Below are 15,991 nucleotides of genomic sequence, written 5' to 3'. Positions count from 1 at the left end.
CTCTGCCTCCGCGCGTACCATCGGAGTGGATGTCGGAGAGAATGACACGCCATCCGTCCACCGTGGCCGACTGGAGCAACGATCGCCGCAAGGCGCGTCTGCACGCGACACGGCTCGGTCACCAATGGCAGAAATTCGGTCGCACCCGGCGCTTCCTCGCCGCGGTCGCGCTCGGGACCGTCCCCCTGCTCCTGGCCGGCGGACAGTACTGGGTGCACGACGTGCAACCCGAACGCGAGCGACTCGCGCTGACCCAGCCACAGATCCACGAGGTATACGACGCGCAGTCGGCCGCCGACCACGACACCGCCGTCGTCGACCTGGTCGGACTGGGCAACAAGGATGCCACCGACACCGCCCGCACCCTGTCCTCGTACGACCGGATCGGGCGGGTATGGGCGGTCCAGTACGACAACGGCGGTATCGACACCAAGGTGATCAGCGAACTGATCGCCACCCGCGCGGCCGACGAGGGCATCGACAACATCGTCCTGTCCGGGCACAGCATGGGCGGCGTCGTCGCACTGGAGGTCGCGCAGCACATCTACGAGGACACGGACGCCAACCTCATCGGAGTGGTGCTCGACTGCACCCCGGTGGACCTGCACGCCGTCCGGGCCGGGAGCCGCGACAGCGGCGAGGACATGCTGCGGTGGATCGGCTGGCTCCCCGGCGCGCGGGAGAGCCGGACGATGCGCCTGCTCGTGGAGACCGCGGCCCGGCAGAGCAGGTTCCTCGACACGAAGTCGGACTGGTATCCGCACGTCGACGTCGACGAGTTCCGCGACGTCGTCGACGAGGTCCTCACCGAGAAGGTCCTGTCGGAGGACGTGGCGAGCAACGGGCTGATCGAATCGCAGTTCAAGACCATCGTCGCGTCCGGTGCGATCGACAACCTGAAGTCGCTGGCGGTGCAGACGGACGACAAACCGCGGCCCGGGATCGTCTTCGTGCGTCCCCGCGCGGGGTGGAAGGACGCGGTGGTCGACGTCGACTACACGCAGAAGATCCTCGTCGAACAGTCCGGCGGGACCGACGGCACGCTGCTGGTGGCGAAGCTCGACGGGACCGGTCACGCGAATCCGAACCAGCAACCGGTCGCGTACAACGAGGCGATCGTCGGCCGCATCCTGCCCTTCCTCCAGCCCATTCTCGACGAGGTGTCGGTCACCAGCGACGTCGCGGGCGGCCGGCGGTGACGGCCCGGCCCGGCCACGCCGTCGTGCGCGACTCCCACCCCCGTGCCAGCAGGACCGCCAGTCCCACATACGCCCATCCCGCCAGCACGTCCACGACGTAATGCTCACCGCCGTAGACCAACACGAACGCCATGGCGAGCGGGTACGCGACCAGCAGCGCCCGCGACCACAGGTTCTTCGCGAACGGCCAGAGAGCGACGGCCACGAGCAGGGCGAACGCCGCATGCAGGGACGGCAGCGCGGCGACGGGGTTGCTCTGCGCCTCCAGCCACCGCGTACCGACATCCGTGGGGACCACACCGAAACCGAAACCGGCGACGCGGCCCACGCTGCCGGAGATCACGTCCCCCTCGGCGGCCAGCCACGGCGGGACGGACGGCAGCAGGATGTAGGTGACCAGACCGAGATACGACAGCAAGAGCACCCGCCGCATGTACCCCGACCACAGGTCACGCGAGTACACGTAGAACACGGCCGCGACCACCCACGGAACGACGAAGTGGCTGGTGTAGACGATTCCCGTGAGCAGAGTCCACCACGGCAGCTCGCCCGTCGGGGGTAGGAGGGTTTCCTGCAACCAGACCGTGGGGATCGCGCCGCCGAAGAGCCAGCTCTCCACGGTCACCAGTTCCTCCGCCCGCACCGGCATCCCGAGTTCGTGGGCGACGCCCCGGCTGAGGTCGTACACGACGAGAGCGGCGATGAGCGGCAACCAGTCCCGCACCACGCGCAGATGGTCCTGCCACGGCCGATCGATCGTGAAGGCGACCAGGCCGGCGACGATCCACGTCGCCTGGTAGATACGGTCGGTGGGGAGCCCCAGCGTGTAGATCGTGGCGGCCAGCGCGAGCAGGTACGCACACCACACCGCCCACCGGAGGTGCTGCCGCCGCCCGTGAGTACTTATTAACCGCCCGCCGTTAATAAGTACTCACGGGTGCAGCATCCCCATGCCTGCCTGCCCCGGCGGCGAAGCGTGCGGCACCCTCCACCGTTCCGTTGGCCAGAGAGATTGCGCCGTGCCGGAATTCGTTCAGCAGGGCCTGATCCTCGGTGAGTCCCGACTGCTCGAGCAGCGACAACCGGTCCTGCCGCAGGCACACCTGGGGCAGGCCGGCGATCTCGGCGGCCAGCCGGCGGGTCGCGGCGAGGGCCTCCCCCGCCGCGACCTTCCGGTTGATCAGCCCGATACTCAGGGCTTCGTCGGCGTCGACGGGCCGCCCGGTGAGGACGAGATCCATCGCGCGACTTTCCCCGATGAGCCGCGGCAGGCGGACGGTTCCGCCGTCGATGAGCGGCACGCCCCAACGTCGGCAGAACACTCCGAGGACGGCGTCCGCACCGGCGACCCGCAGATCGGCCCACAGCGCCAGTTCGAGCCCGCCTGCCACCGCGTGCCCGTCGATCGCGGCGATCACCGGTTTGGACAACCGCATCCGGGAGATGCCCATCGGTGCGTCGCCGTCGGGCGCCACCCGGTTCCCGGTCCCGGAACTGATCGCCTTGAGATCTGCTCCGGCGCAGAATGTTCCGCCTTCGCCGTGAAGTACCGCCACCGACGCGTCCTCGTCGGCGTCGAATGCACGGAAGGCGTCGGCGAGCGCCTCGGCGGTGGGCCGGTCGACGGCATTGCGGACTTCGGGCCGGTTCAGGCCGATCGTCGTGACCGGGCCGTCCTTGCGAACGAGTACCACGTCGGAAGTCATCGAGCGCGCCTTTCCTCGCTGGTGTAGCCGACGCTAGCACCCTTGACGGAAGAACGGAACGGGTGTTCACTCCTTGAATATGGCCTACCGGCGCACACCCGCCGTCCAGGAACGTCTGGACGCTCTCCGCACCACCCTCATCGATTCCGCGATCGGGCTGATCGCCCGCCACGGATACGCCGGGTGCTCGATCTCCGCGGTCGCGGCCGAGGCGGGGGTCGGCACCGGCACCGTCTACCGGCACTTCGCGAACAAGGGCGAACTGTTCGCGGAAGTCTTCCGCATCGTCTGCAGCCGCGAGGTGAGCGCCGCCGTCGAATCCGGCAACGCCGCCCGCGGCGCCGAAGGTCGCTGCGTCGCTGCGGTATCCGCCTCCGTCGGCACGTTCGCCGAACGCGCGCTGCGCGCACCCACCCTGGCGTACGCGCTACTCGTCGAACCTGTCGACCCGCAGGTCGACACCGAACGCCTCCTGTTCCGCGAGTCCTTCCGCGACGCCCTCGCGGTCGCGATCGCCGCCGCCGTCGAGGCCGGGGAGATCCCGGAACAGGACGCGTCGGTGACCGCAGCCTGCATCGTCGGCGCCATCGGCGAAGCGCTGATTCTGCCCCTCGCCCGCGGTGCCGCCGACGGCGCGATCATCCCCGCCCTGCTCACCTTCACCCTTCGATCCCTCGGGAGCCCGACATGAGTGCCACACACGAGGTCGTCAACCAGGCGCCGCCACTGGTCGATTTCGACGCGGCCGATTACCCACCGATCCTCGAAGCGCTGCAACGCGAAGGCGCCCACGACGCGCTCGAGGAACTGCACGACGTCGGACGCCTCGCCGGAAGCGAGGATGCCCAGCGCTGGGGTGATCTCGCCGAGGCGCACCCTCCCGTCCTGCGCACCCACGACCGCTACGGCAACCGCATCGACGAGGTGGAGTACGACCCCGCGTACCACCAGCTGATGACCACCGCAGTCGAGATGGGCCTGCACGGCGCACCGTGGGCCGACCCGCACCCGCGCGCCCACCTGGTCCGGGCCGCGAAGATGGCGGTGTGGGGCCAGGTCGACGCCGGACACGGCTGCCCGATCTCCATGACGTACGCCGTCGTCCCCGCCCTGCGCCACCACCGTGATCTGGCGGAACAGTACGAACCGCTGCTCACCGCCCGGGTCTACGATCCGGCGCTGCACCCACCGCTGACCAAGGCCGGACTGATCGCCGGGATGTCGATGACGGAGAAGCAGGGCGGCTCCGACGTCCGCGCGGGCACCACCCGCGCGGTGCCGCAATCCGACGGCAGTTACCTCCTGACCGGCCACAAGTGGTTCACGTCGGCGCCGATGTCCGACGTGTTCCTCGTGCTGGCGCAGGCCCCCGGCGGACTGTCGTGTTTCTTCCTCCCCCGGGTGCTGCCGGACGGCACCCGCAACCGGATGCACCTGCAGCGCCTCAAGGACAAGCTCGGCAACCATTCCAACGCCAGCAGCGAGGTCGAGTACGACGAGGCGGTGGCCTGGCTGGTCGGCGAGGAAGGCCGCGGCGTTCCGACGATCATCGAGATGGTCAACATGACCCGGCTCGACTGCACCATCGGCACCGCCACCGGCATGCGTGTCGGCACCGCGCAGGCCGCGCACCACGCCGTGCACCGCAGCGCATTCGGCGCCCACCTGGTGGATCAGCCGCTGATGCGGAACGTGCTCGCCGACCTCGCCGTCGAGTCGGAGGCGGCCACGACCGTCGCCCTGTGGCTGGCCGCGCTCACCGACCGGGCGACCGCCGGCGACGAGCACGCGAACACCCTGCGTCGCATCTCGCTGGCGGTCAGCAAGTACTACGTCTGCAAGCGCGGCCCGATCCACGCCGCCGAGGCCCTGGAATGCCTGGGCGGCAACGGGTACGTGGAGGAATCGCGGATGCCGCGGTTGTACCGGGAGGCTCCCCTGCTGTCGGTGTGGGAGGGATCCGGCAACGTCGCCGCCCTCGACACTCTGCGTGCGATGGCGAAACAGCCGGAGACGCTTCAGGTCTTCTTCGACGAACTCGATTCCACCGCGGGAGCCGACACGCGACTCGACACCGCCGTCGCGGATCTGAAGGCGAGTTTCGGCGATCTCGACACGCTCGAGCACCGGGCCAGGCGCATCGTCGGCGACATGGCGCTCGCCCTCCAGGGGTCGCTGCTGATCCGCCACGGACACCCGGCGGTGGCCGACGCGTTCTGCGTCAGCCGGCTGTCCGGCGACTGGGGCACCGTGTTCGGGACGCTGCCGGCCGGCGTCGACACCGCCGCCATCATCGACCGCGCCACTCCCAAGGTGGGGTCGTGACCGGCCGCGACGACCACGCCGGCACCCGTCCGGCGGCCTGGCGCGACGGCTGGGACGAGGGCGGCGACTCCCTGTTCGCGGGTCGTGAACCGGACCGGGCGGACGACGCGGCGGAGTATCGAACCCTCACCTACGAGGTGACCGGGCGGATCGCCCGGATCACGTTCAACCGTCCCGACCACGGCAACGCGATCACCGCCGACACTCCTGGCGAACTCGCCGCCACCGTGGAACGCGCCGACCTCGATCCCCGCGTCCACGTGATCCTGCTGTCGGGGCGCGGGAAGGGATTCTGCGGCGGATACGACCTGGGCATCTTCGCCGAGAACGGCGGCCACACCGACGAGGAACCGGACCGCACGACGGGCACCGTGCTCGATCCGATCGTTCAGGCGCGCAACCACAATCCGTTCGGCAACTGGGATCCGATGGCCGACTACGCGATGATGAGCCGGTTCAACCGCGGTTTCGCGAGCCTGCTCCACGCGAACAAGCCGACGGTCGCGAAGATCCACGGATTCTGCGTGGCCGGCGGCACCGACATCGCGCTGTATTGCGACCAGATCGTCGCCGCGGACGACACGAAGATCGGCTATCCGCCGACCCGGGTATGGGGTGTGCCTGCTGCGGGAATGTGGGCGCACCGCCTCGGCGACCAGCGGGCGAAGCGACTCCTCCTCACCGGCGACTGCATCACGGGGCGGCAGGCGGCGGAGTGGGGTCTGGCGGTGGAGTCGGCGCCCGCGGAGGACCTCGACCGGCGCACCGAGGACCTCGTCGAGCGGATCGCGAGGATGCCCGTCAATCAGCTGATGATGGTGAAACTCGCACTGAACAGCGCGCTACTGGCGCAGGGCGTCGCCAACTCGACGACAGTGAGCACCGTCTTCGACGGCATGTCCCGGCACACCCGCGAGGGGTACGCGTTCCAATTACGCTCGGCCACCGCCGGATTCCGTGAGGCCGTCCGCGAACGCGACGAGCCGTTCGGCGATCACAAGTCGCAGCAGTCGCAACCTGGATCCTGATCGACCGCGCGACCACCGACCGGCGCGGGGCAGCAGGTGTCGCCCTGCCACGCGTCGACGCCTTCCTTCACGGCGATGACCGCAATCACCAGGGCGGCGATCGGATCGGCCCACGACCAGCCGAGGGTGCTGTTGAGCAGCAACCCGACGAGCAGCACCGCGGACAGGTACGTGCACAGCAGCGTCTGTTTGGAATCGGCGACCGCCGACAGGGAACCGAGTTCACGACCGGCCCGGCGCTGCGCCCAGGACAGGACCGGCATCACGGCCAGACTTGCTGCGGCCAGTACGATTCCGACCGTCGAGTGCTGCGCCTCACCGACCCCCAGCAGTGACCGCACCGCGTCGACGCTCACGTACGCGGCGAGCCCGAAGAACGAGAACGCGATGACTCGGAGCGCGACCTTCTCCCGCGACTCGGGATCGCGTCCCGCGAACTGCCAGGCGACCGCGGCCGCCGACGACACCTCGATCACCGAATCCAGGCCGAACCCGATCAACGCCGTCGACGACACCCGTGCGCCCTCGGTGAGTGCCACGATCGCTTCGATCACGTTGTAGGAGATCGTCGCGGCCACGAAGAACCGGATCCGGCGGGACAGGACCTGCCTGCGTTCGCCGGACGGTCTGGTGGGCATTCCGAGTTCGGACGCCATCAGCAGCAGCCTTCGGTCTCCGCGTCCGGGCAGCAGGACGGATCGACCGCGAGCACCAGACCGAGCAGGTCGTCGAGGGCACGTGCGATCCGCGGGTCGGCGAGTTCGTACCGGCTCCGCCGACCCTCCGGCACCGCGACGACCAGACCGCACCCACGCAGGCACGACAGATGATTCGACAGGATCTGCCGGGATACCCCGATCTTCTCGGCCAACTCCGATGGATACCCGGGCCCGGACCGCAGGCTCAGCAGAATCTGCGTGCGGGTGGTGTCCGACAGCGCGTATCCGAAACGCGCGAGGGCGTCCCGGTGGACCAGCGTCTCCATAATTCTTACTGTACAGCTATTTCTGTATTCAGGAAATCGTGAATCAATGGTGGAGACTCACGGTTCGGCCTGCTCCGACGCGGCGGCGGCGCGGGCCATGAGGAGGTTCCGTTCACGGCGCGTCGGTGCGGTCGCCGCGGCGTCCTCGAGGGTCCGGGCCGCCTCGCCGTAGCGGCCGAGGCGTTCGAGGACTTCGCCCCGCACGGCGCCGTAGAGGTGCAGGCGCGCCAGCCGAGGGTCGTCCCGCACGGCATCGAGCGCAGCGAGCGCGGCCTCGGGCCCGTCCGAATGCAGCAACGCCACCGCACGATTGAGTTCCACCACCGGCGACGGCGCCACCTGCGCCAGCGCGTCGTACAGGGCGACGATCGCCTCCCAATCGGTGTCCTCGAAACGTGGCGCCCTGGCATGACACCCGGCGATCGCGGCCTGCAACGAATAGGGGCCCAGCGGGCGGCCGAGCCCGACAGCCCGCTCCAGCGCGGCATTGCCGTGCGTCAGAAGGGTTCGGTCCCACCGCGACCGGTCCTGATCCTGCAGCAGGACTGGCTCACCGTCGACGCCCACCCGGGCGGCGAACCGTGAAGCCTGCAACTCGGTGAGCGCCACCAGTCCGTGCACCTCCGGTTCCCGCGGTAGCAGGCCGGCGAGGACACGGGCGAGCCGCATAGCCTCCGACGCGAGGTCACGCCGAATCCAGTCCTCGCCCGACGTGGCGGAGTACCCCTCGTTGAACACCAGATAGACCACCTCGAGCACCGCCGCCAACCGCGCCGGAAGTTCCTCGCGTACAGGCACTTCGAACGGCACCTTCGCCTCCGACAGCGTCCGCTTGGCCCTGCTGATCCGCTGCCCCATCGTCGCCGAGGGGACGAGGAACGCCCGCGCGATCTCGTCGGTGCGCAGACCCCCGACCAGGCGAAGGGTCAACGCCACCCGCGATTCCCGGGGAAGCACGGGATGACACGCGACGAAGACCAGAGCCAGCAGGTCATCCTCCACGCCGTCGACGGCGTCCGGCGCCGGCATGGCGCTCGGCGGTTGCGCGGACGGGTCGACGGCGATCTCCGTGTACTTCGACTGCCGCGACCGGTCACGGCGAATGCGGTCGATCGCCTTGTGCTTGGCCGTGGCCGTCAGCCACGCACCCGGTTTGTCGGGAACGCCCTGCTCCGGCCACTGTTCGAGCGCGAGCACGAACGCATCCTGAGCGATCTCCTCGGCGATCCCGACGTCACGGACGAGGCGGGTGAGCGACGCGATGAGGCGCGGCGACTCCATGCGCCACACCGCCTCGACCGTGCGCTGGACGTCCACCGAACTCAGCCGTTCGGGTGCTGCTCACGGATCCGCTCCGCCAGTGCGGCTTCCTTCTCCCGCAGTTCCGGAGTGAACTCGTCACCGAAATCCTCCGACTCGAAGATCGGCCGCACCTCGATCAGCTGGCGCAGTCCGGTGCCGGGGTCGGCTGGGCACTTCTTGACCCACTCGATCGCCTCCTCGAGGGATCGCACCTCCCAGATCCAGTAGCCCGCGATGATCTCCTTCGACTCGGTGAACGGGCCGTCGACCACCGACGTCGTGCCGCCCTCGAACACCACCCGCGCGCCGGCGCTGGTCGGCTTGAGACCCTGGCCGTCGAGCATGATGCCCGCGTTCACCAATTCCTCGTTGTACGCACCCATCGCCGCCAGCATTTCCTCGGTCGGGGCGATCTTGTCTTCGTCGGCACCTGCACCCTCGATCATCACCATGACTCGCATGATTTCCTCCTCGATTGTGGTCGGTCCCGGCCTTCGTGCCGTGGACTCACACAGTACGTCGAACGGACTACCCCCAATTTCGACATTCGCACCCGTGAGTACTTATCAACCGCCCGCGGTTAACAAGTACTCACGGGCGGGGACTGCAACACGATGCAACGCTTGCCGCTCGCCCCACTCCGGAGTGTGCTGTATGTCACACACCAAGCGAAGGAGAGGTACATGACACAGACGGTCCAGCCGACTGCGGTACAAACGTCCCTGACACCTCAGGAACGAGTCGACCTGTGGTTGGCGAGCTTCGAATCCGCTCTCGCCGCGCGTGACGTCGACCGCGCCGCGGGCATGTTCGCAGTCGACAGCTTCTGGCGCGACCTGGTGGCGTTCACCTGGAACCTCAAGACGGTCGAGGGACGCGACGCCGTCGCCGCGATGCTCCACGCACGCCTGGACGACACCGACCCCGTCAACTTCCGCACCACCGAGACACCGGACGAGGCCGACGGCGTCACCTCGGCATGGATCGAGTTCGAGACCGCGACGGGCCGGGGCAAGGGACACCTGCGCCTGAAGGGCGACGAGGCCTGGACCTTCCTCACCACCATGCAGGAGTTGAAGGGCCACGAGGAACGCCGCGGACGGAACCGCGTCAAGGGTGCCGTCCACGGCTCCGGCGGCGACACCCTGAGCTGGGCGGAGAAGCGGGAAATCGAGGAGCGGGAACTCGGCTACACCCGCCAGCCGTACGTTCTGGTGATCGGCGGCGGCCAGGGCGGCATCGCGCTCGGCGCGCGGCTGCGCCAACTCGGTGTCCCGGCCATCGTCGTGGACAAGAACGAACGCCCCGGCGACCAGTGGCGCAACCGGTACAAGTCGCTGTGCCTGCACGACCCGGTCTGGTACGACCACCTGCCCTACATGCCGTTCCCGGACAACTGGCCGGTCTTCGCGCCGAAGGACAAGATCGGCGACTGGCTCGAGATGTACACCAAGGTGATGGAGATTCCGTACTGGTCGTCCACCACCTGCACGTCCGCGACGTTCGACGAGGAGACCAAGGAGTGGACCGTCGTCCTCGACCGCGACGGCGAGGACGTGGTGCTCCACCCGAAGCAGCTGGTGCTCGCGACCGGCATGTCGGGCAAGCCGAATGTTCCGTCGTTCCCGGGCCAGGACGTCTTCCGGGGCGAGCAGCACCATTCGAGCCGGCACCCCGGTCCGGATGCCTACGTGGGCAAGCGCGTCGTCGTCGTGGGTGCCAACAACTCGGCTCACGACATCTGCAAGGCGCTGTTCGAGAACGGCGCCGACGTGACGATGCTGCAGCGGTCGTCCACCCACATCGTGAAGTCGGAGTCCCTGATGGATCTCGGCCTCGGCGACCTCTACTCGGAGCGCGCTGTCGCGGCGGGAATGACGACGGAGAAGGCCGACCTCACGTTCGCGTCGCTGCCGTACAAGATCATGCACGAGTTCCAGATCCCGATCTATCAGAAGATCGCCGAACGGGACAGGGACTTCTACGACCGCCTGGAAAAGGCCGGATTCCAGCTCGATTTCGGTGACGACGGCTCCGGTCTGTTCATGAAATACCTGCGCCGCGGATCCGGCTACTACATCGACGTCGGCGCGTCCGAACTCGTCGCAGACGGCAGCATCCACCTCGTGTCCGGGCAGGTCGACCACCTCACCGAGGACGCCGTGGTTCTCACCGACGGGACGGAATTGTCTGCCGACCTCGTCGTCTACGCCACCGGCTACGGGTCCATGAACGGGTGGGCCGCCGACCTCATGGGTCAGGAAGTGGCCGACAAGGTCGGAAAGTGCTGGGGCCTCGGCTCGGACACCACCAAGGACCCCGGACCATGGGAGGGCGAACAGCGCAACATGTGGAAGCCGACGCAGCAGGAAGCGCTGTGGTTCCACGGCGGCAACCTGCACCAGTCGCGGCATTACTCGCTGTACCTCGCTCTGCAGCTCAAGGCCCGGCACGAGGAGATCCCGACACCGGTGTACGGGCTGCAGGAGGTGCATCACCTCAGCTGATCGGCCCTGATATGCAGCGGCGCCCTCACTCGTCGAGTGAGGGCGCTGTTGAATCGTGATACCGCTTACCTCGCTTCGAGGACCCCGGTCATCTGTGTGACGGTTTTGGCCGCGAGCACCTCGAATGCGAGGCGGGCGACGGGGTCGGCGAATCGCGCCAGGCCGGTGAATTCGAGATGGGCGCGGTAGGTGATCGACGTGGAGGCGTCGTCCACCTTCTCGAACGCCAGATCGTCCGACGTGGCTGCGGTGCCGTTGCGACCCTCGAAGACGATGTGATCGGGGTCGTCGCGGGTCATGCGGTAGGTGAGTTCGGTGGTGCGGCCGAAGAACGACGACACGTTGTGCCATTCCGTGCCCACCGCCACCGGACCGGGGGTGGTCTGCTCGCACGTGTCGGTCCCGGGATCCCAGGCCTCGGTGTTCGCGAAGTCGCGCAGGTACGCGACAACTTTCTCGAGCGGTGCGGCGACGGTGAACGTTCTACTGACCTCGGCCACTCGGGCCTCCTATACGCAGTCGCGGCAGATCAGCTGTCCACCCTCTTCGGACGCGAGACGCGACCGATGATGGACCAGGAAGCAACTACTGCAAGTGAATTCGTCCGCCCTCTTCGGAACGACGCGGACAGTGAGTTCCTCACCGGACAGGTCGGCGCCGGGCAGTTCGAAGGACTCCGCCGTGTCGGTCTCCTCGACGTCGACGACGGACGACTGCGAGTCGTTCCTCCGTGTCTTCAGTTCTTCGAGCGAGTCCGCGGCGAGTTCGTCGTCGACGGTAACCCGTGGTGCGTCGTAGTCGGTTGCCATGACTTCCTCCCTTTGGCTCATGTTCCCCGTGTCGTGAAATTCCACACTTGCGGGGCACGGTTGCTAGACAACGCACCGATCCCGCGTTTTGTTCCCGGGCGGCCACAGCTCACCGCGTGATTGCGGGATGCCCGTTCCGGGTACCACTCAATCAGCCGATCGGAAGGTGGTCAGTTGATGACGAGTGCCCACGACGAGCTCGGCAATCCCGTGCCGGACCCGGAGCCGGTGCCGCCGGATCCGAGCCCTCCGCCCGTCCCGCCGACGCCGTCGCCGCCTCACCCGTTTCCGCCCGAGCCGGGGCCGGAACCTGCACCTCCCGAGCCCGGGCCGCAACCGGGGCCGCCGGAACCTCCGGGACCTCCGCAGCCCCCGATTCCCGAGCCGACTCCGCCGTTTCCGCCGCAGATGCACGGCCGGGACCACTCCCTGTAGGTTAGCCTCACCTACAGGGAGGTATGTGGATGCGAACGCTCGACCGTCGCAAGTTCCTGAGCGTGAGCGCCGGGGTCGGCCTTGCCGTCGTCGCCGCAGCGTGTTCCTCGGGAACCGCAGCAGACACCGAAGGCGGCACCCGGACGGTGACGCACAAGAAGGGAACGACCGAAGTCCCGGACAACCCTCAGCGCATCGTCACGGTCGGCTACTCCGACCAGGACACGCTCCTCGCGTTCGGACGTCAGCCGGTCGGCGTCACCGACTGGTACGGCGACTACCCGGACGCCACCTGGCCCTGGTCCCAGGACGCGCTGAGCGGGACGCACCCCGAGGTCTTCAACCGCGGACAGTTCACCGGTGAGGCCAATTTCGCGTACGAGGCCATCGCGAAACTCGATCCCGACCTGATCCTCGCGCTGTACATCGACGTCGACGACGACGCGTATCAACGACTCTCGGCCATCGCGCCCACCGTGACGACGTCGCCGGACTACCCCGATTTCGGCATGCCGTGGCAGGACGCCGTCCGGATCGTCGGCACCACCCTCGGCGAGGACGAGAAGGCGAACCACCTCGTCGCCGGCGTGGACGACCTGGTGGCGCAGCAACGCGCCGCCCACCCCGAGTTCGAGGGCAAGACGGTCGCGGTCGCCGAACTGGGCGACTCCGGCACGTTCTACGTCCGCTCCCCGAACGACCCTCGTTCACGCCTGATGACGTCGCTCGGGTTCGTCGTCCCGGAGCGGATCGCGCAACTCGCAGGCGATCAGGATGCGTTCACCATCAGCAAGGAGCAGTTCGACATCGTCGACGTCGACGTCCTCGTCTGGAACGTGGGCAGCAGTCCCGGCGCCGAAGCGAAGATCACCGCCGACCCCGCCTATCAGTCGCTACCGGTGGCAAAGGCGGGGCGGGCCGTGTTCGTCGACGACCCCACCGTCTCCGGCGCGCTCACCTGGGGCACCGTCCTCAGCCTCCCGTACGCCGTCGAGGCACTCGTACCGAAACTGTCGGAGGCCGCCGCCAAACCGGCCTGACGCCGCGCTCACCCGGACTGGTCTTCGAGCCGGGTGAGCGCCACCAGCGTTCGGACCCCGTGAATCATGGCGCGCTCGTCGAGGTTGAAACCCGGCTGGTGCAGTTCCTGCCGGGTGCCGGTCCCGTCCCACACGCCGAGTCTGGCCATCGCGCCCGGAACCTTCTCCAGGTACCACGCGAAATCCTCGCCGCCGCTGGACTGATGGGCCTCGGCCAGGTGGTCGAAGCCGACGACCGATTCGATCGCCTCCCGTAGGTCGGCGGTGCAGTCGGGATCGTTGACGACGGGCGGGACGCCCTGCAGATAGGAGAGTTCGTACCGCACGTTGTACGGCGCGAGCAGGTGACCGATCGTGTCCGTGACCAGCGGTTCGAGCGAGGCCCACGTCTCGCGGGACGCGCTGCGCAGGGTGCCGACCAATTCACCCGACTCGGGAACGGAGTTCGCGACCTGCCCGGCGGCCACCTTCCCCCAGGTGAGGACGGTCGCGGTCCGGGCATCGATCCGGCGGTCGAGCACGGACGACAGACCGGTCACCAGGACGGCCGCAGCGTGGATCAGATCGCCGGTCAGATGGGGTCGCGCGGTATGTCCCCCCGCCGACCACAACCGCACCGTGACAGAGTCGTTGGACGACGTGATCGGCCCGGTCCGGGTGGCCAGTTTGCCGACCTCGAGATTCGGATCGCAGTGCAGTGCAAAGATTTTCGACACCCCGTCGAGTGCGCCCGCGGCGATCGTGTCGACCGAGCCGCCGGGGGTCGTCTCCTCCCCGGGCTGGAAGACGAGCCGGACCCGGGACGGCGGCGGGTATTTCGCCAGGACGGATGCCGCCCCCATCAACATGGTGGTGTGGGCGTCGTGACCGCACGCGTGTGACACCCCGGGCACCCGCGACTCGAACGGGAGACCGGTCGTCTCGGCGATCGGCAGCGCGTCGAGGTCGGCGCGCAGCGCAATGCACTCGCCCGTGTCCGGACCGACATCGCACCACAGGCCCGTTCCGCCGGGCAACAGGACGGGTGCGAGCCCCAGACCGACGAGGTGGGCGCGCACGACGCCGGTGGTCCTGCGTTCCTCGAACGACAGTTCCGGGTGCGCGTGCAGATCCCGGCGCCACTCGATCAGCTTCTTCTCGTCGAGCTCCGTCGACTCCGTCCAGTTCATGTCGGCGGTGTCGCCGCGGTCCCAGAACCGCGCGCTCCAATATCGCCGGGTTCGGCCGGCACCGGTCGACCTCGGGCCGAGCTCGCGCGGCGCGGGTGGCGCCTCCACTTCGGGAAGGTGCTCGGAGCGGCCCGCCGTCTCCGCGAGCAGCAGATCGACCACGTCGGTGAGCCGGCCACGGCGACCGAGCGCCTGACGTTGCCGGGCGGCGGAGCTGCCGTGGGCGGTGGCCTCGGCGGACAGCTCCACCACGGTGTCCCAGTCGCCGGTCTCCTCGAGCTGCGGCCGCAGCGAATTCACGAAGTCGCCGACGAGTTCCGCCGCAGGACGGGCCTGCGGAACCGTCACGTCGACGAGGTCCTCCTCCAACCCCGACCGCGCCGCCCGCCACAGTGCCGCCCTGGTCAGGGTGGGGACGACCTCCACGCCCTTCGTCCCGGCGCGCAAACCCTCCACCTCGCGTTCCACGAGCGCACGGAACAGTGCGGCGACGAGCACGACCGTGTCCAGTCGCGGGCAGCTGTCGCACACCCGCAACTCCAGGGTCGGAAGTTTCACCGACGGCCGGACGTCGAAATACGCCATACCGGGGTCACTGATCACCCCACTGGCGACCAGGTCGTCGATCAGGGTGCCGTATTCGGCAGCCGAGGAGACCGGCGCGGCCGGACCGGTGCTCGGCCAGCGCAACCACAGCAGGGTCCGCGCGCTGGCATAGCCGGTGTCCGCACCGTCGGACCGGAACGGGGAACTCGCGCTGAGCGCCAGGAGGACGGGCATGTGCGGAGCGACGCGATGCGCGACCTGCACGGCCTCGTCGCGGTCGGGCAGGTCGACGTGAACCTGCGTGCCGCAGATCAGCTGCTCGCGGGCGAGCACCTGGTAGTCCGCGAGCATGCGCCGGTAACGCTGCGTCCCCGTCACGTGCATCTCGGCGGGCAGCGCCAGCGGCATCGAGCCCGCGGCCGCCACGCCGATGCCGAGCCCCTCGGCCGCGTCGATCAGCACTGTCCGGTGCCGCTCCAGGTCGTTCCGCAGGCCGGCGAGGTCGGCGTACACACCACTGTTGACCTCGACGACGCACTGCTGGAGTTCGTCGACGAACACCCCGTCGGGAAGTCGTGCCAGCAACTCCGGCGCGCGGGTGGTCAGGCGCCGGGTCTTGCGATCGATGAGGTGGAATTCCTCCTCGACGCCCACTTTCCGTGGGTCGCTGGCGAGCACGATGTGCCTCTATTTCTCTGTGGCACCCTCGGTGTCGTCGAAGAACGCCCAGGTGCCGTCCTCGTCGACTTCCATCCGCCATCCGAGTTCGGAATTGTCTGCGCGAACGTCGACGAACCATGCGTGCGCGTCACCGGCGCTCGGGATCTCCTTCGTCTCGACGACACTGCCCTGGGGATCGATCACTCGGTATTTCGCCATGGTCGACGGGTTCCCCGCCCGCCCCGGTCTGAACCATCGGACGGAATATCCCGTCCGCCCG

The 15,991-nt window shown here is 68.4% G+C and carries 16 protein-coding genes; 6 read left to right on the top strand and 10 right to left on the bottom strand.

From position 1 onward, the window contains the following. Window positions 1-41: 41 nt before the first annotated feature. On the top strand, window positions 42-1,199 hold the full coding sequence (locus QM693_RS27890; RefSeq protein WP_283353920.1) for an alpha/beta fold hydrolase: 1,158 nt from the start codon (window positions 42-44) through the stop codon (window positions 1,197-1,199). Here the strand turns inward: QM693_RS27890 and QM693_RS27885 are convergent. Together QM693_RS27885 and QM693_RS27880 are read right to left on the bottom strand one after the other, a co-directional pair. Continuing rightward, on the bottom strand, window positions 1,168-2,067 hold the full coding sequence (locus tag QM693_RS27885) for a phosphatase PAP2 family protein (protein ID WP_283353919.1): 900 nt from the start codon (window positions 2,065-2,067) through the stop codon (window positions 1,168-1,170). The genes QM693_RS27890 and QM693_RS27885 overlap by 32 nt on opposite strands. 52 nt (window positions 2,068-2,119) lie before the next feature. Next, the gene (locus QM693_RS27880; protein WP_283353918.1) at window positions 2,120-2,905 is read right to left on the bottom strand and encodes a crotonase/enoyl-CoA hydratase family protein; all 786 of its coding nucleotides are present in this window, start codon (window positions 2,903-2,905) and stop codon (window positions 2,120-2,122) included. A 79-nt stretch (window positions 2,906-2,984) separates the two neighbouring features. Between QM693_RS27880 and QM693_RS27875 the strand changes: the two genes are divergently transcribed. From QM693_RS27875 to QM693_RS27865, 3 genes are read left to right on the top strand one after another with little or no spacing between them, the layout of a single operon-like run. Next, window positions 2,985-3,596, top strand: coding sequence for a TetR/AcrR family transcriptional regulator (locus QM693_RS27875; protein WP_009477303.1), 612 nt, complete (start codon window positions 2,985-2,987; stop codon window positions 3,594-3,596). Further along, complete coding sequence (locus tag QM693_RS27870) at window positions 3,593-5,230, top strand: acyl-CoA dehydrogenase family protein (RefSeq protein ID WP_283353917.1); 1,638 nt, start codon at window positions 3,593-3,595, stop codon at window positions 5,228-5,230. Before QM693_RS27875 ends, QM693_RS27870 begins: the two co-directional genes overlap by 4 nt. Further along, window positions 5,227-6,258 (top strand): crotonase/enoyl-CoA hydratase family protein, encoded by a 1,032-nt coding sequence (locus QM693_RS27865; protein WP_283353916.1) that lies wholly within the window; start codon window positions 5,227-5,229, stop codon window positions 6,256-6,258. The genes QM693_RS27870 and QM693_RS27865 overlap by 4 nt, the downstream gene beginning before the upstream one ends. On the opposite strand, the gene QM693_RS27860 is transcribed toward QM693_RS27865, so the two are convergent. The 4 genes from QM693_RS27860 to QM693_RS27845 are packed head-to-tail and all read right to left on the bottom strand — an operon-like array spanning window position 6,225 to window position 9,006. After that, window positions 6,225-6,914, bottom strand: coding sequence for a cation diffusion facilitator family transporter (locus QM693_RS27860; protein ID WP_283353915.1), 690 nt, complete (start codon window positions 6,912-6,914; stop codon window positions 6,225-6,227). The genes QM693_RS27865 and QM693_RS27860 overlap by 34 nt on opposite strands. Then, a complete protein-coding gene (locus tag QM693_RS27855) occupies window positions 6,914-7,243 on the bottom strand; it encodes an ArsR/SmtB family transcription factor (RefSeq protein WP_005248604.1) in 330 nt (109 codons plus the stop codon). Before QM693_RS27855 ends, QM693_RS27860 begins: the two co-directional genes overlap by 1 nt. A gap of 57 nt (window positions 7,244-7,300) precedes the next feature. Then, window positions 7,301-8,560 (bottom strand): RNA polymerase sigma factor, encoded by a 1,260-nt coding sequence (locus QM693_RS27850; protein ID WP_283353914.1) that lies wholly within the window; start codon window positions 8,558-8,560, stop codon window positions 7,301-7,303. A 5-nt stretch (window positions 8,561-8,565) separates the two neighbouring features. Then, on the bottom strand, window positions 8,566-9,006 hold the full coding sequence (locus QM693_RS27845; protein ID WP_280782971.1) for a YciI family protein: 441 nt from the start codon (window positions 9,004-9,006) through the stop codon (window positions 8,566-8,568). Between the two features lie 222 nt (window positions 9,007-9,228). On the opposite strand from QM693_RS27845, the gene QM693_RS27840 reads away from it, so the two are divergent. Next, window positions 9,229-11,052, top strand: a complete 1,824-nt coding sequence (locus tag QM693_RS27840) for an NAD(P)/FAD-dependent oxidoreductase (protein WP_283353913.1) — start codon at window positions 9,229-9,231, stop codon at window positions 11,050-11,052. A 65-nt stretch (window positions 11,053-11,117) separates the two neighbouring features. On the opposite strand, the gene QM693_RS27835 is transcribed toward QM693_RS27840, so the two are convergent. Further along, a complete protein-coding gene (locus QM693_RS27835) occupies window positions 11,118-11,552 on the bottom strand; it encodes an SRPBCC family protein (RefSeq protein ID WP_283353912.1) in 435 nt (144 codons plus the stop codon). A gap of 9 nt (window positions 11,553-11,561) precedes the next feature. Beyond that, window positions 11,562-11,861, bottom strand: coding sequence for a DUF4193 domain-containing protein (locus QM693_RS27830; protein WP_280782976.1), 300 nt, complete (start codon window positions 11,859-11,861; stop codon window positions 11,562-11,564). A gap of 458 nt (window positions 11,862-12,319) precedes the next feature. Between QM693_RS27830 and QM693_RS27825 the strand changes: the two genes are divergently transcribed. Next, on the top strand, window positions 12,320-13,336 hold the full coding sequence (locus QM693_RS27825; RefSeq protein ID WP_349307525.1) for an iron-siderophore ABC transporter substrate-binding protein: 1,017 nt from the start codon (window positions 12,320-12,322) through the stop codon (window positions 13,334-13,336). Between the two features lie 8 nt (window positions 13,337-13,344). Here QM693_RS27825 and QM693_RS27820 read toward each other — a convergent pair whose 3' ends face one another. Together QM693_RS27820 and QM693_RS27815 are read right to left on the bottom strand one after the other, a co-directional pair. Further along, on the bottom strand, window positions 13,345-15,729 hold the full coding sequence (locus tag QM693_RS27820) for a glutamate--cysteine ligase (protein WP_283353910.1): 2,385 nt from the start codon (window positions 15,727-15,729) through the stop codon (window positions 13,345-13,347). A gap of 9 nt (window positions 15,730-15,738) precedes the next feature. Then, window positions 15,739-15,930, bottom strand: a complete 192-nt coding sequence (locus QM693_RS27815) for a hypothetical protein (RefSeq protein WP_009477291.1) — start codon at window positions 15,928-15,930, stop codon at window positions 15,739-15,741. Window positions 15,931-15,991: the final 61 nt, after the last annotated feature.

The sequence above is a fragment of the Rhodococcus sp. IEGM 1305 genome (assembly GCF_030058635.1).
Lineage (GTDB): Bacteria > Actinomycetota > Actinomycetes > Mycobacteriales > Mycobacteriaceae > Rhodococcus_F > Rhodococcus_F opacus_D.
The sequence above is the reverse complement of the archived record's forward strand: the minus strand, read 5'-3'. Positions and strand labels throughout refer to the sequence as shown.